The organism is Micromonospora sp. (genome assembly GCF_048594385.1).
Taxonomy (GTDB): domain Bacteria; phylum Actinomycetota; class Actinomycetes; order Mycobacteriales; family Micromonosporaceae; genus Micromonospora; species Micromonospora wenchangensis.
Genome location: NZ_JBMDWU010000330.1, coordinates 1 through 16,138 on the forward strand (window position 1 = coordinate 1; position 16,138 = coordinate 16,138).

Genomic DNA, 16,138 nt, shown 5'->3' on the forward strand with positions numbered 1-16,138 from the left:
GTCGTCGGCGGCGGCCCGACGGCGCGACCGGCTCGCCACCCAGCCGATCGCCGCGCCGCCGCCCAACCCGACCAGCAGGCCCCCGCCGAGCAGCAGGTCCGCACTGGGACCGCCCTCGTCGTCGGCCGGTGCGGCGTCGGCGGCCGGGGCCGCCTGGGCGTCCGTCCCGTCGGCCGCGCCGCCGTGGTGCCCGGTCGCCGCGCCGGGAGCGGGCGGCACCAGCGCCAGCGTCGGGGCGGGATGCCCACCCCCGGCCGGGTCGGCCCAGCGCACCACCGTCCCGTCGGAGTAGGTCTGCACCACCTCGAAGGTCATCCGGTCGGCCTGCGGCAGCGGCCCCATGGCCACCGAGAGCCGGGCCGGACCCGACACCGCCGGCCCGGCACCCCGGGTCCAGACCACCGCCGAGGTCACCGTGCTCACCGACGGGGCGTGGATGCCGGCGACCGGCGCGGCCAGCTCGCGGGAGGTGATCAGCGGTGCCCAGCCGTCCACCGACAGCGGGTAAACCTCGCCGATCGGGGCGTCCGGCGGAAGCCTGAACTCGATCTTCTCGGTGCGCGCGCCGGGCCGCTGCTCGGGCACCACGAAGGTCAACTCCACCGCGTCGCCCTGCACCGCCTGGCTCGGACTGGACGTCAGCCCGTCCGCCGACGCCGCGCCCGGGGCACCGAACACCCCGGCCGCCACCGCCGCCAGCACCAGAACGCTCCGACGCCGCCGGACGTCACCTCGGGTCGTCGTCATCTTCCGCCCCCATCCGTCTCGCCGTGGCCGACACCGGCTCCGGCCACACCCGGTAGTTCGGACGGCGGGCCGAAAAGGTTCAACGTCGGTGCGGGTCGGCACCGCGACCGGGCTTCCTTTCCCGGCGACCGGGGGCGACGGCGGGACCGATAGCATCGAAGCAGCCGGCGCGTCCGGCCCATCCGTGCCGCCTGCCGTTGAGGAGTTCACCGTGTCCGCACCCCGTACCCCCGTCGTGGCCGACCCCGTCGTCGTGGCCGCCGGGACGACGGCGGCCGACGCGGTGGCCGCGGCCGGGCTGCCCGCCGCCGGCCCGAAGGCGGTCGTGGTGGTCCGCGACCCGCAGGGCCAGCTCCGCGACCTGGACTGGACCCCGGCCGAGGACACCACCGTCGAGCCGGTCAGCCTCGACTCGCCGGACGGGCTCAACGTGCTGCGGCACTCCACCGCGCACGTGCTCGCCCAGGCCGTGCAGGACGTCTTCCCCGAGGCCAAGCTGGGCATCGGCCCGCCGATCGAGAACGGCTTCTACTACGACTTCGCCGTCGACAAGCCGTTCCAGCCCGACGACCTGGCCAAGCTGGAAAAGCGGATGCAGGAGATCGTCAAGTCCGGCCAGCGGTTCCGTCGCCGTCGCTTCGACAGCCTGGACGAGGCCCGGACCGAGCTGGCCGCCGAGCCGTTCAAGCTCGAACTGATCGAGGTCAAGGGCGAGGGGCTGGACACCAGCGAGGTGATGGAGGTGGGCGGCGGCGAGCTGACCATCTACGACAACCTCGCCGCCGGCGAGGACAAGGTCTGCTGGTCGGACCTGTGCCGGGGCCCGCACCTGCCGAACACCCGGCTGATCGGCGCGTTCAAGCTGATGCGTTCGGCCGCCGCGTACTGGCGGGGGTCGGAGAAGAATCCGCAGCTCCAGCGGGTCTACGGCACCGCCTGGCCGACCCGCGACGAGCTGAAGGCGTACCTGAAGCTGCTGGAGGAGGCCGCCCGGCGCGACCACCGCAAGCTCGGGGTGGACCTCGACCTGTTCAGCTTCCCCGACGAGCTGGGCTCCGGCCTGGCGGTCTTCCACCCCAAGGGCGGCATCATCCGCCGGGAGATGGAGAACTACTCGCGGGTCAAGCACGAGGAGGCCGGCTACTCGTTCGTCAACACCCCGCACATCACCAAGGGCCACCTGTACGAGGTCTCCGGGCACCTCGACTGGTACGCCGACGGGATGTTCCCCCCCATGGAGGTGGAGGGGGCGAACTACTACCTCAAGCCGATGAACTGCCCGATGCACGACCTGATCTTCCGGTCCCGGGGTCGCTCCTACCGGGAACTGCCGCTGCGGATGTTCGAGTTCGGCACCGTCTACCGGTACGAGAAGTCGGGCGTGGTGCACGGCCTGACCCGGGTCCGGGGCATGACCCAGGACGACGCGCACATCTTCTGCACCGAGGAGCAGATGGCCGGCGAGCTGAAGTCGCTGCTCGCCTTCGTCCTGGAGCTGCTGCGCGACTACGGCCTGGACGACTTCTACCTCGAACTGTCCACCCGTAACCCGGACAAGTCGGTCGGCACCGACGAGAACTGGGAGCGGGCCACCGAGGCGCTGCGGTCGGCCGCCGAGGAGTCCGGCCTGCACCTGGTGCCCGACCCGGGCGGCGCGGCGTTCTACGGGCCGAAGATCTCCGTGCAGGCCAAGGACGCCATCGGCCGGACCTGGCAGATGTCCACCATCCAGGTCGACTTCAACCTGCCCGAGCGGTTCGGCCTGGAGTACCAGGCGGCCGACGGCAGCCGGCAGCGGCCGGTGATGATCCACCGGGCGTTGTTCGGGTCGATCGAGCGGTTCTTCGGGGTGCTCACCGAGCACTACGCCGGGGCGTTCCCGGCCTGGCTGGCGCCGGTGCAGGTGGTCGGCATCCCGATCCGCGAGGACCACACCGAGTACCTGCACGGCTTCGTCGCGGCGCTGCGCGCCAAGGGCATCCGGGCGCAGGTCGACGCCGGTGACGACCGGATGCAGAAGAAGATCCGCACCGCCCAGCAGCAGAAGATCCCGTTCATGGTGATCGCCGGGGACGACGACGTGGCCGCCGGCACCGTCTCGTTCCGCTACCGCGACGGCTCCCAGCGCAACGGGGTGCCGGTCGCCGAGGCGGTCGACCACGTGCTCGACGTGGTCTCCTCGCGGGCCAACGCGGGGCCGTCCGCCGCCGGCTGACCCGGCCCGACCCCACCCGCCACCGGCCCCGTACCGACGGGCCGGTGGCGTTCGTGGTGGGGGATCGTAGGATCGGCGGTGTGACTGGGGCGGAGCGGCACCTCGACGGCGACACGGACCACGGCTCGGCGGACGACGGCCTGGCCGACGGGCTCGACCGGCTCTGGACCCCGCACCGGATGACCTACATCTCGGGGGAGGACCGCCCCGAGGGGGGCTACGAGAAGCCCGCCGGCTGCCCGTTCTGCCTGGCCCCCGGCCTGCCGCCGGAGCGGAGCCTGGTGGTGGCCCGGGGCACGCACGTCTTCGCGGTGCTCAACCTCTACCCGTACAACCCGGGGCACCTGCTGGTCTGCCCCTACCGGCACGTGGCCGACTACACCGAACTCGACCAGGCCGAGACGGTCGAGCTGGCGGCGTTCACCCAGACCGCGATGCGGGTGGTCCGGCAGGTCAGCAGCGCGCACGGGTTCAACCTGGGGATGAACCAGGGCGGGGTGGCCGGCGCCGGCATCGCCGCCCACCTGCACCAGCACGTGGTGCCCCGGTGGGGTGGGGACATCAACTTCATGCCGGTGATCGGCCGGACGAAGGTGCTGCCGCAACTACTCTCCGACACCCGCGAGCTGCTCGCCCGCGCCTGGCCGTCCTGACCGGCGTCCCGGGACCGGCGCGCCCGCCACGGCACAACGCGGCCGGGCGCGCGCCGGTTGACCGGGCTACGTGACGGGTGCGGCGGCCGGTCTGCCGACTCCTAGGATGTGATCATGGCCTTGCTGCACCAGGCGGAGATCCGTCCCTCGAAACTCGAACTCCTGGCCGGGTGGCTGCCGGGCCGACGGTGGTATTCGGGGCCGGCCGCCGGCGAGCCCGTCCGGGTCGCCGCCTACCGGTTCGACGACCCCGCCGGTGCCGTCGGCATCGAGACGATCCTGGTACGCCTCGACGCCGGCCCGGTCCACCAGGTCCCGCTGACCTACCGGGACGCGCCGCTGGCCGACGCCGACGAATGGCTGGTCGGCACCACCCACCACTCGGTGCTCGGCCCCCGCTGGGTCTACGACGGGTGCGGCGACCCGGTCTACGCCGCTGCCCTGGCCGCCGCGATCCTCACCGGTTCCGGTCAGGCGCAGGAGTATTTCGAGATCGACGGGGTGCGGGAAGTCCGCGAGCCGTCCATGACGGTGGCCACCACCGGCAGCGTGGGAGCCCCCGTCGTCGGCCCGGTGCGTCAGGTGGTCGACGGCGACCCGACCCGCATCGGCACCGACACCGTCGACCTGCTCGTCGCGCGCCGACTGCCCGGTGACGGACTGCCCGACGGCGGGCCGGCAGCCGCCACCCTGACCGGCCGCTGGCCGGGGCAGTCGACCCCGATGCCGCTGGCCAGCGTCCGGCCCCGCTGACCACCCGGCGGCCTCCCGGCACCACGGGGTGGGCCGGGCACGTCGCCGTCGCCCGGTGTCCACGCCGAGGTGTTGTCGCTTGTGGTCGATCGGGCACGTTGCGTCAGCTTCGTCTCCCCAGGCTTCCGGAAGGTGACACGATGCGGCCATGGCAGTGACGACACGGGTGTTGGGTCGCAGCGGCATCGAGGTCAGCGCTCTCGGCATGGGGTGCTGGGCGATCGGTGGCCCCTGGGCCGAAGGATCCCAGCCGCTGGGCTGGGGCGCGGTCGACGACGAGGAGTCGGTGCGGGCCGTCCGCCGCGCCCTCGACCTCGGCGTGACCCTCTTCGACACCGCCGACACGTACGGCGCCGGGCACGGTGAACGGGTCCTCGGGCGGGCGCTGTCCGGCCGCCGGGACGAGGCGGTGATCGCCACCAAGTGGGGGTACACCTTCGACGAACGGGCCAGGCAGGCCACCGGCGAGGACGCCTCCCCGGCGTACCTGCGGCGGGCGGTCGTCGACTCCCTGCGCCGGCTGGACACCGACCGGATCGACCTCTACCAGCTGCACCTCGGCGACCTGCCGCTGCCCCGGGTGGAGGCGCTGGTGGGCACCTGCGAGGACCTGGTCGCCGACGGCCTCGTCCGGGCGTACGGCTGGAGCACCGACCGGGCCGACCGGGCCGCCGGCTTCGCCCAGGTGGCTCCGCACGCCACCGCGATCCAGCACAACCTGTCGGTGCTGCGCGACGCGCCGGCGATGCTGTCCACCTGCGACAAGTACGACCTGGCCAGCGTCAACCGGGGGCCGCTCGGGATGGGGCTGCTCACCGGCAAGTACACGGCGGGCTCCACCCTGCCCCGCGACGACGTGCGGGGAATGACCCCCGGCTGGCTGGAGTGGTTCCGGGGCGGCCGGCCCGCGCCGGAGTGGCTGCGCCGGGTCACCGCCGTACGCGGCGCGCTCACCGCCGACGGCCGGACCCTGGTCCAGGGCGCGCTGGGCTGGATCTGGGCGCGCAGCGGTCGGGCGGTGCCGATCCCCGGCTGCCGTACCGTCGCCCAGGTGGAGGAGAACGCCGCCGCGCTGCGCCTCGGCCCGCTCACACCGGACCACTTCGCCGAGGTGGAACGGCAGCTCGCCGCGCTGCGTACGGCCGCGCTACGCGACGCCGACCGCCCGCACTGGCCGCTGCCCCCCATCCCCGCCGCCCGCCCCTGACCACCCCCCACCCCCGTCGATCATGGAGTTGTGAGCCCCCGCATAAGCGACACATGTGTGCTCAACCCCCACCACAACACCATGATCGACGCGGTGGGAGGGGTGGCTGGGTGGGTTAGTTCGGGGTGGGGGTGTAGTGGGAGAAGGTGCGGCGGAAGGTGCCGGTGCCGGCGGTCAGGGCCCGCAGCTCCACCGCGTAGCGCAGTAGTTCCAGGGCGGGCACCTCGGCCCGGATCAGGGTGCGGCCCTCGGCGTCCGGATCGGCCTCGGTGCCGAGCACCCGACCCCGCCGGCCGGACAGGTCGCCCAGCACCGCCCCGACCGAGGAGTCGGCGACCCGGACCACCACCTCGTCGACCGGCTCCAGCAGCGTCGCCCCGCCCCGCCCGGCGGCGTCGCGCAGGGCGAGCGCGGCGGCGGTCTGGAACGCGGCGTCGGACGAGTCGACGCTGTGCGCCTTGCCGTCGACCAGGGTCACCCGCACGTCCACCACCGGGTGGCCGGCTACCAGCCCCTGCGCCAACTGGGCCCGTACGCCCTTCTCCACCGACGGTACGAAGTGGTGCGGCACCGCCCCGCCGACCACCCGGTCGACGAACTCGATCCCGGCACCCCGGGGCAACGGCTCCACCGTGAGGTCGCAGACGGCGTACTGGCCGTGCCCACCGGACTGCTTGACGTGCCGGCCGTGTCCGCTGGCGGCGGCCGTGAACGTCTCCTGCAGCGGCACCCGCACCGGCTCGGTGTCCAGCTCCACCCCGCCGGCCCGGAGCCGGTCGAGCACCACGTCGGCGTGCGCCTCGCCCATGCACCACAGCACCAGCTGGTGGGTCTGCGGGTTGCGTTCCAGCCGCAGCGTCGGGTCACCCACGATCAGCCGGCCCAGGTTGCGGGCCAGGGCGTCCTCGTCGGCCCGGCTGCGGGCCACCACCGCCACCGGCAGCAGCGGCTCCGGCATCTCCCACGGCGCGATCAGCAGCGGCTCGTCGCGCGCCGAGACGGTGTCGCCGGTCTCCGCGCTGCCCGACTTGGTGATCGCGCAGATGTCACCCGCGACGCAGGCGTCCACCTCCCGCAGGGCCGCCCCGAGCGGGCGGTAGACGTGCCCGATCCGCTCGTCGGCGTCGTGGTCGGGGTGTCCCCGGTCGGCCATCCCGTGCCCGGACACGTGCACCGTCTGGTCGGGGCGCAGCGTCCCGGAGAAGACCCGGACCAGGCAGACCCGGCCGACGTGCCGGTCGACGGTGGTCCGGACCACCTCGGCGACCAGTGGGCCGTCCGGGTCGCAGTCCAGCGGCGGGCGGGGGGAGCCGTCCAGCCCGGTGACCGCCGGCACCGGCCGTTGCAGCGGCGACGGGAACGCCGACACCAGGCCGTCGAGCAGCACGTCCAGCCCGACGCCGGTGGCCGCGCAGACCGGCACCACCGGGTAGAAGTGGCCCCGGGCGACCGCCTTCTCCAGGTCGGCGACCAGCACCTGAGTGTCGATCTCCTCGCCGTCGAGGTAACGGTCCATCAGGGTCTCGTCCTCGCTCTCGGCGATGATCCCCTCGATCAGCTCGCCCCGGGACTCGGTGATCGCCGGCAGGTGCTGCGGTTCCGGGTCGCGCACGGTGGCGGGCAGCCCGGCCGAGTAGTCGTGCACCCGCCGGGTGACCAGCGCCAGCAGACCGGCCACCGACTCGCCGTCGTCACCGAGCATCGGCAGGTGCAGCGGGAGCACGTTGTCCCCGAAGACCCGCTGGCACAGCGCCACCGCCTCGTCGAAGTCGGCGCGCGGATGGTCCAGCCGGGCGACCGCCACCGCACGCGGCAGGTCGACCGCGGCACACTCCTCCCACAGGGCGGCCGTGGCGGCGTCCATCCCGTCGACGGCGGACACCACGAACAGTGCCGCGTCGGCGGCCCGCAGACCGGCCCGCAGCTCGCCGACGAAGTCGCCGTACCCGGGGGTGTCCAGCAGGTTCACCGTCACCCCGGCGTGCACCAGCGGCGCGCAGGACAGGGCGACGGAACGCTGTTGGCGTACCGCGGCGGGGTCGTGGTCGCCGACGGTGGTGCCGGCGGCGACGCTGCCGGCCCGGTCGATCGTGCCGCTGGCCGCGAGCAGCGCCTCGACCAGGGTCGTCTTGCCGGCCCCCGAGTGCCCGACCAGCACCACGTTGCGTACGGTGCCGGGGTCGGTCACCGCCGGTACGCCGGTGGCTGCCCTGTCGTGGTTCCTCTGCGCCATCGCGGCGCACCTCCCTCAGCCGGTGGTGGATGGCGACCGCCGCGCGCGACGGGAAGCGGGGCCCGGTGCGGGTGCCGCGGCGCTATCCTCCGGTGACCCGTCGGCCGGACGACGGTCAACGGCCGTGACGGTGAGCTGGCTCACCTTCCACCCCGATCTCACACCCGGCGGGGGGTTGGCACAAGCCTCCCGGGCGGGTCGGGCGACCGGCCGTACCGCCCGCCGCCGCCGGCCGTTATCGTGGGACCGCCATGGCGAAGATCTTCCAAGTGACGGCCCGCGCGGGGATGACCCGCGTCGTGGAGCCGGTCGCGCGCGGTCTGCTCCGCGCCGGTGTGTCCCCCAACGCGGTCACCGTGGCCGGCACCGTCGGCGTGCTCCTCGGCGCGCTCGGCTTCGGCGCCCGTGGCCATCTCGTCGCCGGAGCGTTGATCGTGACGTTCTTCGCGCTGACCGACATGCTCGACGGGACGATGGCCCGGATGAGCGGCGGCTCGACCCGGTTCGGCGCGTTCCTCGACTCGTCGATGGACCGGGTCTCCGACAGCGCGGTGTTCGGCGCGGTCGCCTACTGGCTGGCCACCGAGGGCAACCACTCCGGGGTGGCCGCCGCGCTGGTCTGCCTGGCCGCCGGTGGCCTGGTCTCCTATGTCAAGGCCCGTGCCGAGGGGCTGGGGATGAGTGCGAACGTGGGCGTCGCGGAACGCACCGAACGGCTGCTGATCGTCGGGGTCGGTGGGCTGCTCACCGGCCTCGGGATCGGCCCGGCCCTGGAGATCTCGCTCTGGCTGCTCGCCGCCGTGTCGATCTTCACGGTCGGTCAGCGGGTGGCCCACGTGTACCGGCAGGCGCAACTGGCCGGCCGCGAGTGAACCTCACCGAACTCGGCTACGTCGCCGGCTGGCGGCTGGCCCGCGCGCTGCCCCGACCCGTGGTCGCCGCCGCCTTCCGGGCCGGTGCCGACCGCGCCCACCGGGCCCGGGGCAGGGGTGCCACCCGGCTGCGCGCCAACCTGCGTCGGGTGGTCGGCCCCGACCTGCCCGAGCCGGAGCTGGACGCGCTGGTCAGGCAGGGTCTGCGGTCGTACGCCAGGTACTGGATGGAGGCGTTCCGGCTGCCCTCGCTCAGCCGCCAGCAGATCCTCGACGGCTTCCACCTCGGCGGGTCGGACATGCTCGCCGCCGACGTGGCGGCCGGCCGGGGCGCGGTGGTGGCGTTGCCGCACGCGGGCAACTGGGACGCCGCCGGCGCCTGGGTCGCGGCCACCGGCTGGCCGATCACCACGGTCGCCGAACGGCTCAAGCCGGAGGGCGTCTACCAGCGGTTCCTCGCCTTCCGGCAGACCCTCGGCATGGAGATCCTGCCCACCCACGGCGGTGCCCGCCCGGCCTTCGACGTGCTGGTGGACCGGCTGCACAGCGGCGCGGTGGTGCCGCTGCTGGCCGACCGGGACCTCTCGGCCCGGGGCATCGAGGTGGACTTCTTCGGCGCGCGGACCAAGATGCCGGCCGGGCCCGCCCTGCTGGCCATCCGCACCGGCGCCCCGCTCTACGTTGCCTCGCTGTGGTACGAACCGGAGATGCCGCGCGCGCAGTTGGAGGGCCCGCTGCCGGTGCCCGAGCCGGACAGCGCACCCCTGGACGAGCGGGTCCGGGTGCTGACCCAGCGGATTGCCGACCGTCTGGCGGCGGGCATCGCCCGTCATCCGCAAGACTGGCACATGTTGCAGCGGATGTGGCTGGACCAGCGGGGCTCCACCGACGGCGGGTCCACCGCGCCGGCGCCCCCGGCCAGCGCCGGATCGGTCTGAGGGAGGAGGGCGCCAGTGCGGATCGGCATCGTGTGCCCGTACTCCTTCGACGTCCCGGGCGGGGTGCAGAACCACGTCATGGACCTGGCCGAGGCGTTGCTCGGGCTGGGGCACGAGGTGAGCGTCCTGGCCCCCGCCGACGAGGAGTCGACGCTGCCGCCGTACGTGGTCTCCGCCGGCCGGGCGGTGCCGCTGCCGTACAACGGCTCGGTGGCCCGGATCGCGTTCGGGCCGGTCTCCACCGCCCGGGTGCGGCGCTGGCTCACCCGGGGCGACTTCGACGTGCTGCACGTGCACGAACCGCTCACCCCGAGCCTGTCGATGCTGGCGGTGCTCTCCGCCCGGGGGCCGGTGGTGGCCACCTTCCACACCGCGATGACCCGCTCCCGGGTGCTCGCCGCCGCCCAGGGGCTGCTCCAGATCCTGCTGGAGCGGATCACCGCCCGGATCGCGGTCAGCGCGCTGGCCCGCAAGGTGCAGGTCGAGCACATGGACGGCGGGGCGGTGGAGATCCCCAACGGGGTGGCGGTGGCGAAGTTCGCCGGGGTCGAGCCGTTACCCGGCTGGCCGGGGGAGTGCACCACCGGCAGCGGCGGGACGCTGGGTTTCCTCGGCCGGTTCACCGAGGCCCGCAAGGGCTTCCCGATCCTGCGGGACGCCTTCGTCGCGCTGGCCCCGCACCGGCCGGGACTGCGCCTGCTGGTGGCCGGGCCCGGCGACCCGGACGACCTGTTCGGGCGGTTCCCGGCCGAACTGCGTGACCGGGTGACGTTCCTCGGCCTCGTCTCCGAGGTCGACAAGGCCCGGATGCTGCGCAGCGTCGACCTCTACGTCGCCCCGAACACCGGCGGCGAGTCGTTCGGCATGATCCTCACCGAGGCGCTCGCGGCCGGTGCCACCGTGGTCGCCAGCGACCTGGACGCGTTCCGCCGGGTGCTCGACGGCGGGCGGGCCGGCCGGCTCTTCCCGACCGGCGACCCGGCCGGCCTACGTGCCGCCCTGGCGGAACTGCTCGACGACCCGGCGCAACGGGCGGCGTTGACCGCCTGCGGCGACCAGGTGGTCGCCCACTTCGACTGGCCGGTGGTGGCCCGCCGGGTGGTGGAGGTCTACGCGGCGGCCATCGAGGCCACCGACGGGCGGGTCATCGACCAGGAGTGGGCGGGGCTGGGTGGTCCCGGGTGAGCACCACGCTGCCGCAGCTGTGGGCGGTGCTGGCCACCGCGGTCGTGGCCGTCCTGCTCGCGGTCTACCTGGTCTGGACGGCCGGCCGGGTCGAGCGGCTGCAGACCCGGGCGGAGTCGGCGGCCCGCGCGCTCGACGCGCACCTGCTGCGCCGGGCCGCCGCCGCCGCGGTGCTGGCCGAGAAGCGCTACGGCGTCGAGTTGTACGCGGCGGCCCGGATCGCCCTGGACGCCGTCCCCGAGGAGCGGGAGGCGGCCGAGAACGACCTCACCCGGCAACTGCGGGCCGTCCGGCTCGACCCGGCCGATCCGGCGTGCGAGGCGGTGATCGCGGCGAGCCGGCGGCTGGCCCTGTCCCGGCAGGTGCACACCGACCTGGTCCGTGACGCCCGTACCGCGCGCAGCCGGCCGCTGGTACGGGTGTGCCGGATGGGACGCCGCCACCCGTGGCCGCGCTACTTCGACATCGACGACCCCACCCTGGCCCGGCCCGCCGACGTCCCGACGGGCTGACCCCACGGCGTGCCGGCCCGGCCGGTCGGCGGTCCGCCGCCGCCGGTGGGCGGTGCGCGGACGTGGTGACGCGGGCCACAGGGCAGGCCACCGTGGGGCCGATTGGCTGTCGGAACGGCGTCGCCACGGTCGTAGCATCAGCCGGAACCCACCCCCAGCACGTCCGAGGAGTGATGAGCCGTGCCCGAAACGACCTCCCCGAACGCCGGTGACGCCCAGGTCTGGGGCACCGCCCGCGTCAAGCGGGGCATGGCCGAGATGCTCAAGGGCGGCGTGATCATGGACGTGGTCACCGCCGAGCAGGCCAAGATCGCCGAGGATGCCGGCGCGGTGGCCGTGATGGCGCTGGAGCGGGTGCCGGCCGACATCCGGGCCCAGGGCGGCGTGTCCCGGATGAGCGACCCGGACATGATCGACGGCATCATCCGGGCCGTCTCCATCCCGGTGATGGCCAAGGCCCGGATCGGCCACTTCGTCGAGGCGCAGATCCTCCAGTCGCTCGGCGTCGACTACGTCGACGAGTCCGAGGTGCTGACCCCGGCCGACTACGCCAACCACATCGACAAGTGGGCGTTCACCGTCCCGTTCGTGTGCGGCGCGACCAACCTGGGCGAGGCGCTGCGGCGGATCACCGAGGGCGCGGCCATGATCCGGTCCAAGGGTGAGGCGGGCACCGGGGACGTCTCCAACGCCACCATGCACATGCGGAGGATCCGCCAGGAGATCGCCCGGCTCAGCTCCCTGCCGGCCGACGAGCTGTTCGTCGCCGCCAAGGAGTTGCAGGCCCCGTACGAGCTGGTCCGGGAGGTCGCCGAGACGGGCAAGCTGCCGGTGGTGCTGTTCACCGCCGGGGGCATCGCCACCCCGGCCGACGCCGCGATGATGATGCAGCTCGGCGCGGAGGGCGTCTTCGTCGGCTCCGGCATCTTCAAGTCGGGCAACCCGGCCCAGCGGGCCGCCGCGATCGTCAAGGCCACCACCTTCCACGACGACCCGGACGTGCTGGCCAAGGTGTCCCGGGGGCTGGGCGAGGCGATGGTCGGCATCAACGTCGACGAGATCCCGCAGCCGCACCGTCTCGCCGAGCGCGGCTGGTGACCCGGGGGCCACGACGTCGGGAGGGGCAGCCGTGCGCGGACCGGTGATCGGGGTGCTGGCATTGCAGGGGGACGTCCGTGAGCACCTCACCGCCCTGGCCGGGGTCGGTGCGGACGCCCGCCCGGTGCGCCGGCCGGCGGAGCTGGACGCGGTCGACGGGCTGGTCGTGCCCGGCGGGGAGTCCACCACGATGAGCAAGCTGGTGGACATCTTCGGCCTGCGCGAGCCGGTCGACAAGCGGATCGCCGCCGGGATGCCGTTCTACGGCTCCTGCGCCGGCATGATCATGCTGGCCGCCGAGGTGCTGGACGGCCGCCCCGACCAGCGGGGTTTCGCCGGCATCGGGATGACCGTGCGGCGCAACGCGTTCGGCCGCCAGGTGGACTCGTTCGAGGCTCCGGTTCGCGTCGCCGGGGTCGACGGGCCCGCGTTCCACGCCGTCTTCATCCGGGCCCCCTGGGTCGAGCGGGTCGACCCCGGCGTCGAGGTGCTGGGCCGGGTCACCGGTGGCCCGGCCGTCGACCGGGTGGTCGCCGTCCGCCAGGGCAACCTGCTGGCCACCTCGTTCCACCCGGAGCTGACCGGTGACCTGCGCCTGCACCGCTACTTCGCCGACCTGGTCGCCGCCGCCCGCTGAGCCGGCCCGGCCGGGGAACGAAGCGGTCATTCGTGGCGATTTGCCGGTGGCTCGGCGGTGGTGACGCGCCGGGTGTGACGGCGGGGTCGGTGCTCTCGGTAGGATTGCCGCGGTTCGGCGCGGGCACTGCCCGTCGCAGCCCTCCAACGCGGCCGGTGCTGGCCCGGAGTCGGCGCGGCCAGCCGACGCGAGGCGTGAGTCAACAGACGGAGGTACGAGATGTCCGGCCACTCTAAATGGGCGACCACCAAGCACAAGAAGGCCGTCATCGACGCCAAGCGCGGCAAGATGTTCGCCAAGCTGATCAAGAACGTCGAGGTCGCGGCCCGCACCGGCGGCGGTGACCCGGCCGGTAACCCCACCCTCTTCGACGCCATCCAGAAGGCCAAGAAGAGTTCGGTCCCGAACGACAACATCGACCGCGCGGTCAAGCGTGGCTCCGGCCTGGAGGCCGGCGGTGCCGACTGGCAGACCATCATGTACGAGGGGTACGGCCCGAGCGGCGTGGCCATGCTGATCGAGTGCCTGACCGACAACCGCAACCGGGCCGCCACCGAGGTCCGTACCGCGCTGACCCGTAACGGCGGCTCGCTCGCCGACGCCGGCTCGGTGTCGTACATGTTCTCCCGCAAGGGCGTGGTGATCGTCCCGAAGGCCGACACCACCGAGGACGACGTGATGATGGCGGTCCTCGACGCCGGCGCCGAGGAGGTCAACGACCTCGGTGAGGCGTACGAGGTGGTCTCCGAGCCGACCGACCTGATCGCGGTCCGCACCGCGCTGCAGGAGTCCGGGATCGAGTACGAGTCGGCCGAGTCCGCCCTGATCCCCAGCGTCAACGTGCCGCTGGACGAGGACGGCGCACGCAAGATCTTCAAGCTGATCGACGTGCTGGAGGACTGCGACGACGTGCAGAACGTCTACGCCAACTTCGACGTCTCGGACGACGTGATGGCGGCGGTGGACGCCTGACGGTCGTGCCGGTGCACCGGTTCCCGCCGGGCGACGTGGTCGTCCGGCGGGAGATCCTGCGTGGTGAGGTCTGGTTCGGCTGCCCCACCATCTGCGTGGCGGACACCGACGACCTGTTGGCGCTCTATCTGCCGCCGGGTGCCGGGTTCGGCTTCCCGGAGCAGGGCGAGTTCCCCTGCGGCCGGCACCCGTGGCAGACGGCGGGGCACACCGCGTGGTCCGGGCACGGCAAGCTGATGCTGCACCGCCCCGGCGAGGCGCACTCGGTCGACGTCTTCTGGGCCGGGCCGGACCGCACCTTCGCCGGCTGGTACTTCAACCTCCAGGACCCGCTGCGGCGTACCCCGATCGGGGTGGACACCCTCGACCACGAGCTGGACCTGTGGTGGGCGGCGGACGCCGACCGGTACGTCTTCAAGGACGTGGACCTGTTCGCCCAGCGCCTCGTGGAGGGGCGGTACCCGGGCATGGCGGAGGCGATCCGGGCCGAGGGGGACCGGATCGCCGCGCTGCTCGACGCGGGGCAGCGGTGGTGGGACGCGGGCTGGGCGCACTGGCGGCCGGATCCGTCCTGGCCGGTGCCGCAGCTGCCGCCCGGCTGGGCTGCCGTGCCCTGCTGACCTGACCCGCCCCCGCGCAACCCGGCACTCCCGGACCGCCCGACGGGCCCGGCGTGGATCCGCCGGGCCCGTCGGGTGCGGGTTCGCTCAGCGCGTCTGGCGGCGGGTCTTCAGGGCGCTGTCGATCAGCCCCCAGACCACCACCCCGGCCGCGCTCAGCGCGATGATGACTCCGAGGGTGTCCCGGTTGTCCTGGTCGGCGAGCCAGCTCAGCCGGTCGGCCAGAGCCGGATTGAGCAGCCGGTCGGAGAGCGCCAGCCACGCCACCGGCACCGCGAACGCCACGTCGAGCAGGCCCTTCACCCCGAACAGTGGCCAGTTCCAGCGTCCGATCCGGTACTTGACGATCTCGAACACCACGCTGGCGGCCAGCACCACGATCAGCGCCGGCAGCCAGAACGTCCACAGCGCCGGGGCGAGGATCGGGATGTTGCCGCCGTCGGTGTCGTGCACCCACGACTGGAAGTGCTGCAGGGGCAGGTACCCGATGGCCAGTGCGAGCATGGCCACCGTGGCGACGGTCTCGGCGAGGGAGACGTCCCGGTGGGTGGGGACGTCGGGGAGTTGGTCGACGGTCCAGCCGGGCATCGTGGGGTCCGGCTGGGCGCGTTCGATGACGGCGAACGTCAGGGTGAGCCAGAAGGCGATCTGCACGGCCACCTGCATGGCGGCGACGATCCCCGGACCGATGGCGCCGAATCCGTTGCCCTGTGCCACCTCGACGGCCACGACGACCGTGCCGACGATCGCCGGGATGAAGCTGAGCAGCAGTTTGAGCAGTCGGAGCCAGACGAGGTAGTAGGCCGGGCCGATGAGCTGGAGCCGGCGGTCGGCGTACCGGGAGGCCAGCAGGTCCGGGTTGCCCAGCTCGGTGAGCACCTCCCGTTCGGCGGTGGCGGTGTGCTGGCCGCCGCCGCTCCGGTCCTCGATCATGTCCTCGATGGAGGCGCGCAACTCGGTGGCGATCTCGTCCCGGCGCTCGGCGGGCACCGAGCGGAGCGTCGCCGCGAGGTAGCGGTCGGTCAGGGTGCTCATCGGTCGACTCCTTCGATCAGCCCGGTCACGGAGGTCTGTACGGCGGCGAGGTCGTCGAGCAGTCGGGTCAGCACCGTCTCGCCGTCGGGGCTGGTCCGGTAGAACTTGCGTGGCCGGCTTTCCTCGGTGTTCCACTCGCTGGTCAGCAGCCCCTGTTCCTCCAGCCGCCGCAGCAGCGGATAGAGGGTGTTGGCGTCGACCGGGAAGCCGTGCCCGCCGAGGCGTTGCAGCAGTGCGTAGCCGTAGTCGGGCGTGCGCAGGGCCAGCAGGCTGGCGACCACCACCGTGCCGCGGCGCAGCTCCTGGAGATGGGTCCGCAGAACCTCTTCGTTGACCATGTGTCACACCATACTGTGTGGCACACACTAATGTCTACCGGCACAGCAATGTGGGTTGGCACTATGCGAGCCGTGGCCGGCGTTAAAACACCAACACCAACTACAACCCCGTGAGAACCCGTG

16 protein-coding genes are annotated in these 16,138 nt (G+C 73.3%); 12 read left to right on the forward strand and 4 right to left on the reverse strand.

Annotated features, from left to right (window positions below):
* A partial coding sequence (locus tag ACOJTC_RS17510) for a DUF1775 domain-containing protein (protein WP_420117688.1) occupies nt 1–747 on the reverse strand: 747 nt, incomplete at its 3' end.
* Nucleotides 748–958: 211 nt separating this feature from the next.
* Here ACOJTC_RS17510 and thrS point away from each other — a divergent pair.
* From thrS to ACOJTC_RS17530, 4 genes are all read left to right on the forward strand, one after another.
* The gene (thrS, locus tag ACOJTC_RS17515; RefSeq protein WP_357930783.1) at nt 959–2,962 is read left to right on the forward strand and encodes a threonine--tRNA ligase; all 2,004 of its coding nucleotides are present in this window, start codon (nt 959–961) and stop codon (nt 2,960–2,962) included.
* A gap of 80 nt (nt 2,963–3,042) precedes the next feature.
* The gene (locus tag ACOJTC_RS17520; RefSeq protein WP_420117689.1) at nt 3,043–3,615 is read left to right on the forward strand and encodes an HIT family protein; all 573 of its coding nucleotides are present in this window, start codon (nt 3,043–3,045) and stop codon (nt 3,613–3,615) included.
* A gap of 114 nt (nt 3,616–3,729) precedes the next feature.
* A complete protein-coding gene (locus ACOJTC_RS17525; protein WP_420117690.1) occupies nt 3,730–4,368 on the forward strand; it encodes a CG0192-related protein in 639 nt (212 codons plus the stop codon).
* A 148-nt stretch (nt 4,369–4,516) separates the two neighbouring features.
* Complete coding sequence (locus ACOJTC_RS17530; protein ID WP_420117691.1) at nt 4,517–5,575, forward strand: aldo/keto reductase; 1,059 nt, start codon at nt 4,517–4,519, stop codon at nt 5,573–5,575.
* A gap of 115 nt (nt 5,576–5,690) precedes the next feature.
* On the opposite strand, the gene ACOJTC_RS17535 is transcribed toward ACOJTC_RS17530, so the two are convergent.
* Nucleotides 5,691–7,808 (reverse strand): elongation factor G-like protein EF-G2, encoded by a 2,118-nt coding sequence (locus ACOJTC_RS17535; protein WP_420117692.1) that lies wholly within the window; start codon nt 7,806–7,808, stop codon nt 5,691–5,693.
* 251 nt (nt 7,809–8,059) lie between these two features.
* On the opposite strand from ACOJTC_RS17535, the gene pgsA reads away from it, so the two are divergent.
* From pgsA to ACOJTC_RS17575, 8 genes are all read left to right on the forward strand, one after another.
* Nucleotides 8,060–8,680, forward strand: a complete 621-nt coding sequence (pgsA, locus tag ACOJTC_RS17540; RefSeq protein WP_204927646.1) for a phosphatidylinositol phosphate synthase — start codon at nt 8,060–8,062, stop codon at nt 8,678–8,680.
* Nucleotides 8,677–9,618: a phosphatidylinositol mannoside acyltransferase gene (locus tag ACOJTC_RS17545; RefSeq protein ID WP_204927645.1), complete on the forward strand. Its 942-nt coding sequence runs from the start codon at nt 8,677–8,679 to the stop codon at nt 9,616–9,618. Before pgsA ends, ACOJTC_RS17545 begins: the two co-directional genes overlap by 4 nt.
* A gap of 15 nt (nt 9,619–9,633) precedes the next feature.
* Nucleotides 9,634–10,803, forward strand: coding sequence for a glycosyltransferase family 4 protein (locus tag ACOJTC_RS17550; protein ID WP_363654950.1), 1,170 nt, complete (start codon nt 9,634–9,636; stop codon nt 10,801–10,803).
* Nucleotides 10,800–11,315, forward strand: coding sequence for a hypothetical protein (locus tag ACOJTC_RS17555; protein ID WP_420117693.1), 516 nt, complete (start codon nt 10,800–10,802; stop codon nt 11,313–11,315). Before ACOJTC_RS17550 ends, ACOJTC_RS17555 begins: the two co-directional genes overlap by 4 nt.
* Nucleotides 11,316–11,495: 180 nt before the next feature.
* The gene (gene pdxS / locus ACOJTC_RS17560; protein WP_363654952.1) at nt 11,496–12,413 is read left to right on the forward strand and encodes a pyridoxal 5'-phosphate synthase lyase subunit PdxS; all 918 of its coding nucleotides are present in this window, start codon (nt 11,496–11,498) and stop codon (nt 12,411–12,413) included.
* 31 nt (nt 12,414–12,444) lie between these two features.
* The gene (gene pdxT / locus ACOJTC_RS17565) at nt 12,445–13,050 is read left to right on the forward strand and encodes a pyridoxal 5'-phosphate synthase glutaminase subunit PdxT (RefSeq protein ID WP_420117694.1); all 606 of its coding nucleotides are present in this window, start codon (nt 12,445–12,447) and stop codon (nt 13,048–13,050) included.
* A 219-nt stretch (nt 13,051–13,269) separates the two neighbouring features.
* Nucleotides 13,270–14,022 (forward strand): YebC/PmpR family DNA-binding transcriptional regulator, encoded by a 753-nt coding sequence (locus tag ACOJTC_RS17570; RefSeq protein WP_208569437.1) that lies wholly within the window; start codon nt 13,270–13,272, stop codon nt 14,020–14,022.
* An 11-nt stretch (nt 14,023–14,033) separates the two neighbouring features.
* Nucleotides 14,034–14,642, forward strand: a complete 609-nt coding sequence (locus tag ACOJTC_RS17575) for a DUF402 domain-containing protein (protein ID WP_420117695.1) — start codon at nt 14,034–14,036, stop codon at nt 14,640–14,642.
* An 87-nt stretch (nt 14,643–14,729) separates the two neighbouring features.
* Here the strand turns inward: ACOJTC_RS17575 and ACOJTC_RS17580 are convergent, their stop codons facing one another.
* Nucleotides 14,730–15,677, reverse strand: a complete 948-nt coding sequence (locus ACOJTC_RS17580; RefSeq protein ID WP_420117696.1) for a permease prefix domain 1-containing protein — start codon at nt 15,675–15,677, stop codon at nt 14,730–14,732.
* Nucleotides 15,674–16,015, reverse strand: a complete 342-nt coding sequence (locus tag ACOJTC_RS17585) for a PadR family transcriptional regulator (RefSeq protein ID WP_420117697.1) — start codon at nt 16,013–16,015, stop codon at nt 15,674–15,676. Before ACOJTC_RS17585 ends, ACOJTC_RS17580 begins: the two co-directional genes overlap by 4 nt.
* Nucleotides 16,016–16,138 lie beyond the last annotated feature (123 nt).

What these genes read in the sequence shown, in the direction of transcription:
- ACOJTC_RS17525 (WP_420117690.1), top strand. Translation starts at nt 3,730, where the DNA reads ATGGCCTTGCTGCACCAGGCGGAGATCCGTCCCTCGAAACTCGAACTC.
- ACOJTC_RS17530 (WP_420117691.1), top strand. Translation starts at nt 4,517, where the DNA reads ATGGCAGTGACGACACGGGTGTTGGGTCGCAGCGGCATCGAGGTCAGC.
- ACOJTC_RS17535 (WP_420117692.1), bottom strand. Translation starts at nt 7,808, where the DNA reads ATGGCGCAGAGGAACCACGACAGGGCAGCCACCGGCGTACCGGCGGTG.
- pgsA (WP_204927646.1), top strand. Translation starts at nt 8,060, where the DNA reads ATGGCGAAGATCTTCCAAGTGACGGCCCGCGCGGGGATGACCCGCGTC.
- ACOJTC_RS17570 (WP_208569437.1), top strand. Translation starts at nt 13,270, where the DNA reads ATGTCCGGCCACTCTAAATGGGCGACCACCAAGCACAAGAAGGCCGTC.
- ACOJTC_RS17580 (WP_420117696.1), bottom strand. Translation starts at nt 15,677, where the DNA reads ATGAGCACCCTGACCGACCGCTACCTCGCGGCGACGCTCCGCTCGGTG.
- ACOJTC_RS17585 (WP_420117697.1), bottom strand. Translation starts at nt 16,015, where the DNA reads ATGGTCAACGAAGAGGTTCTGCGGACCCATCTCCAGGAGCTGCGCCGC.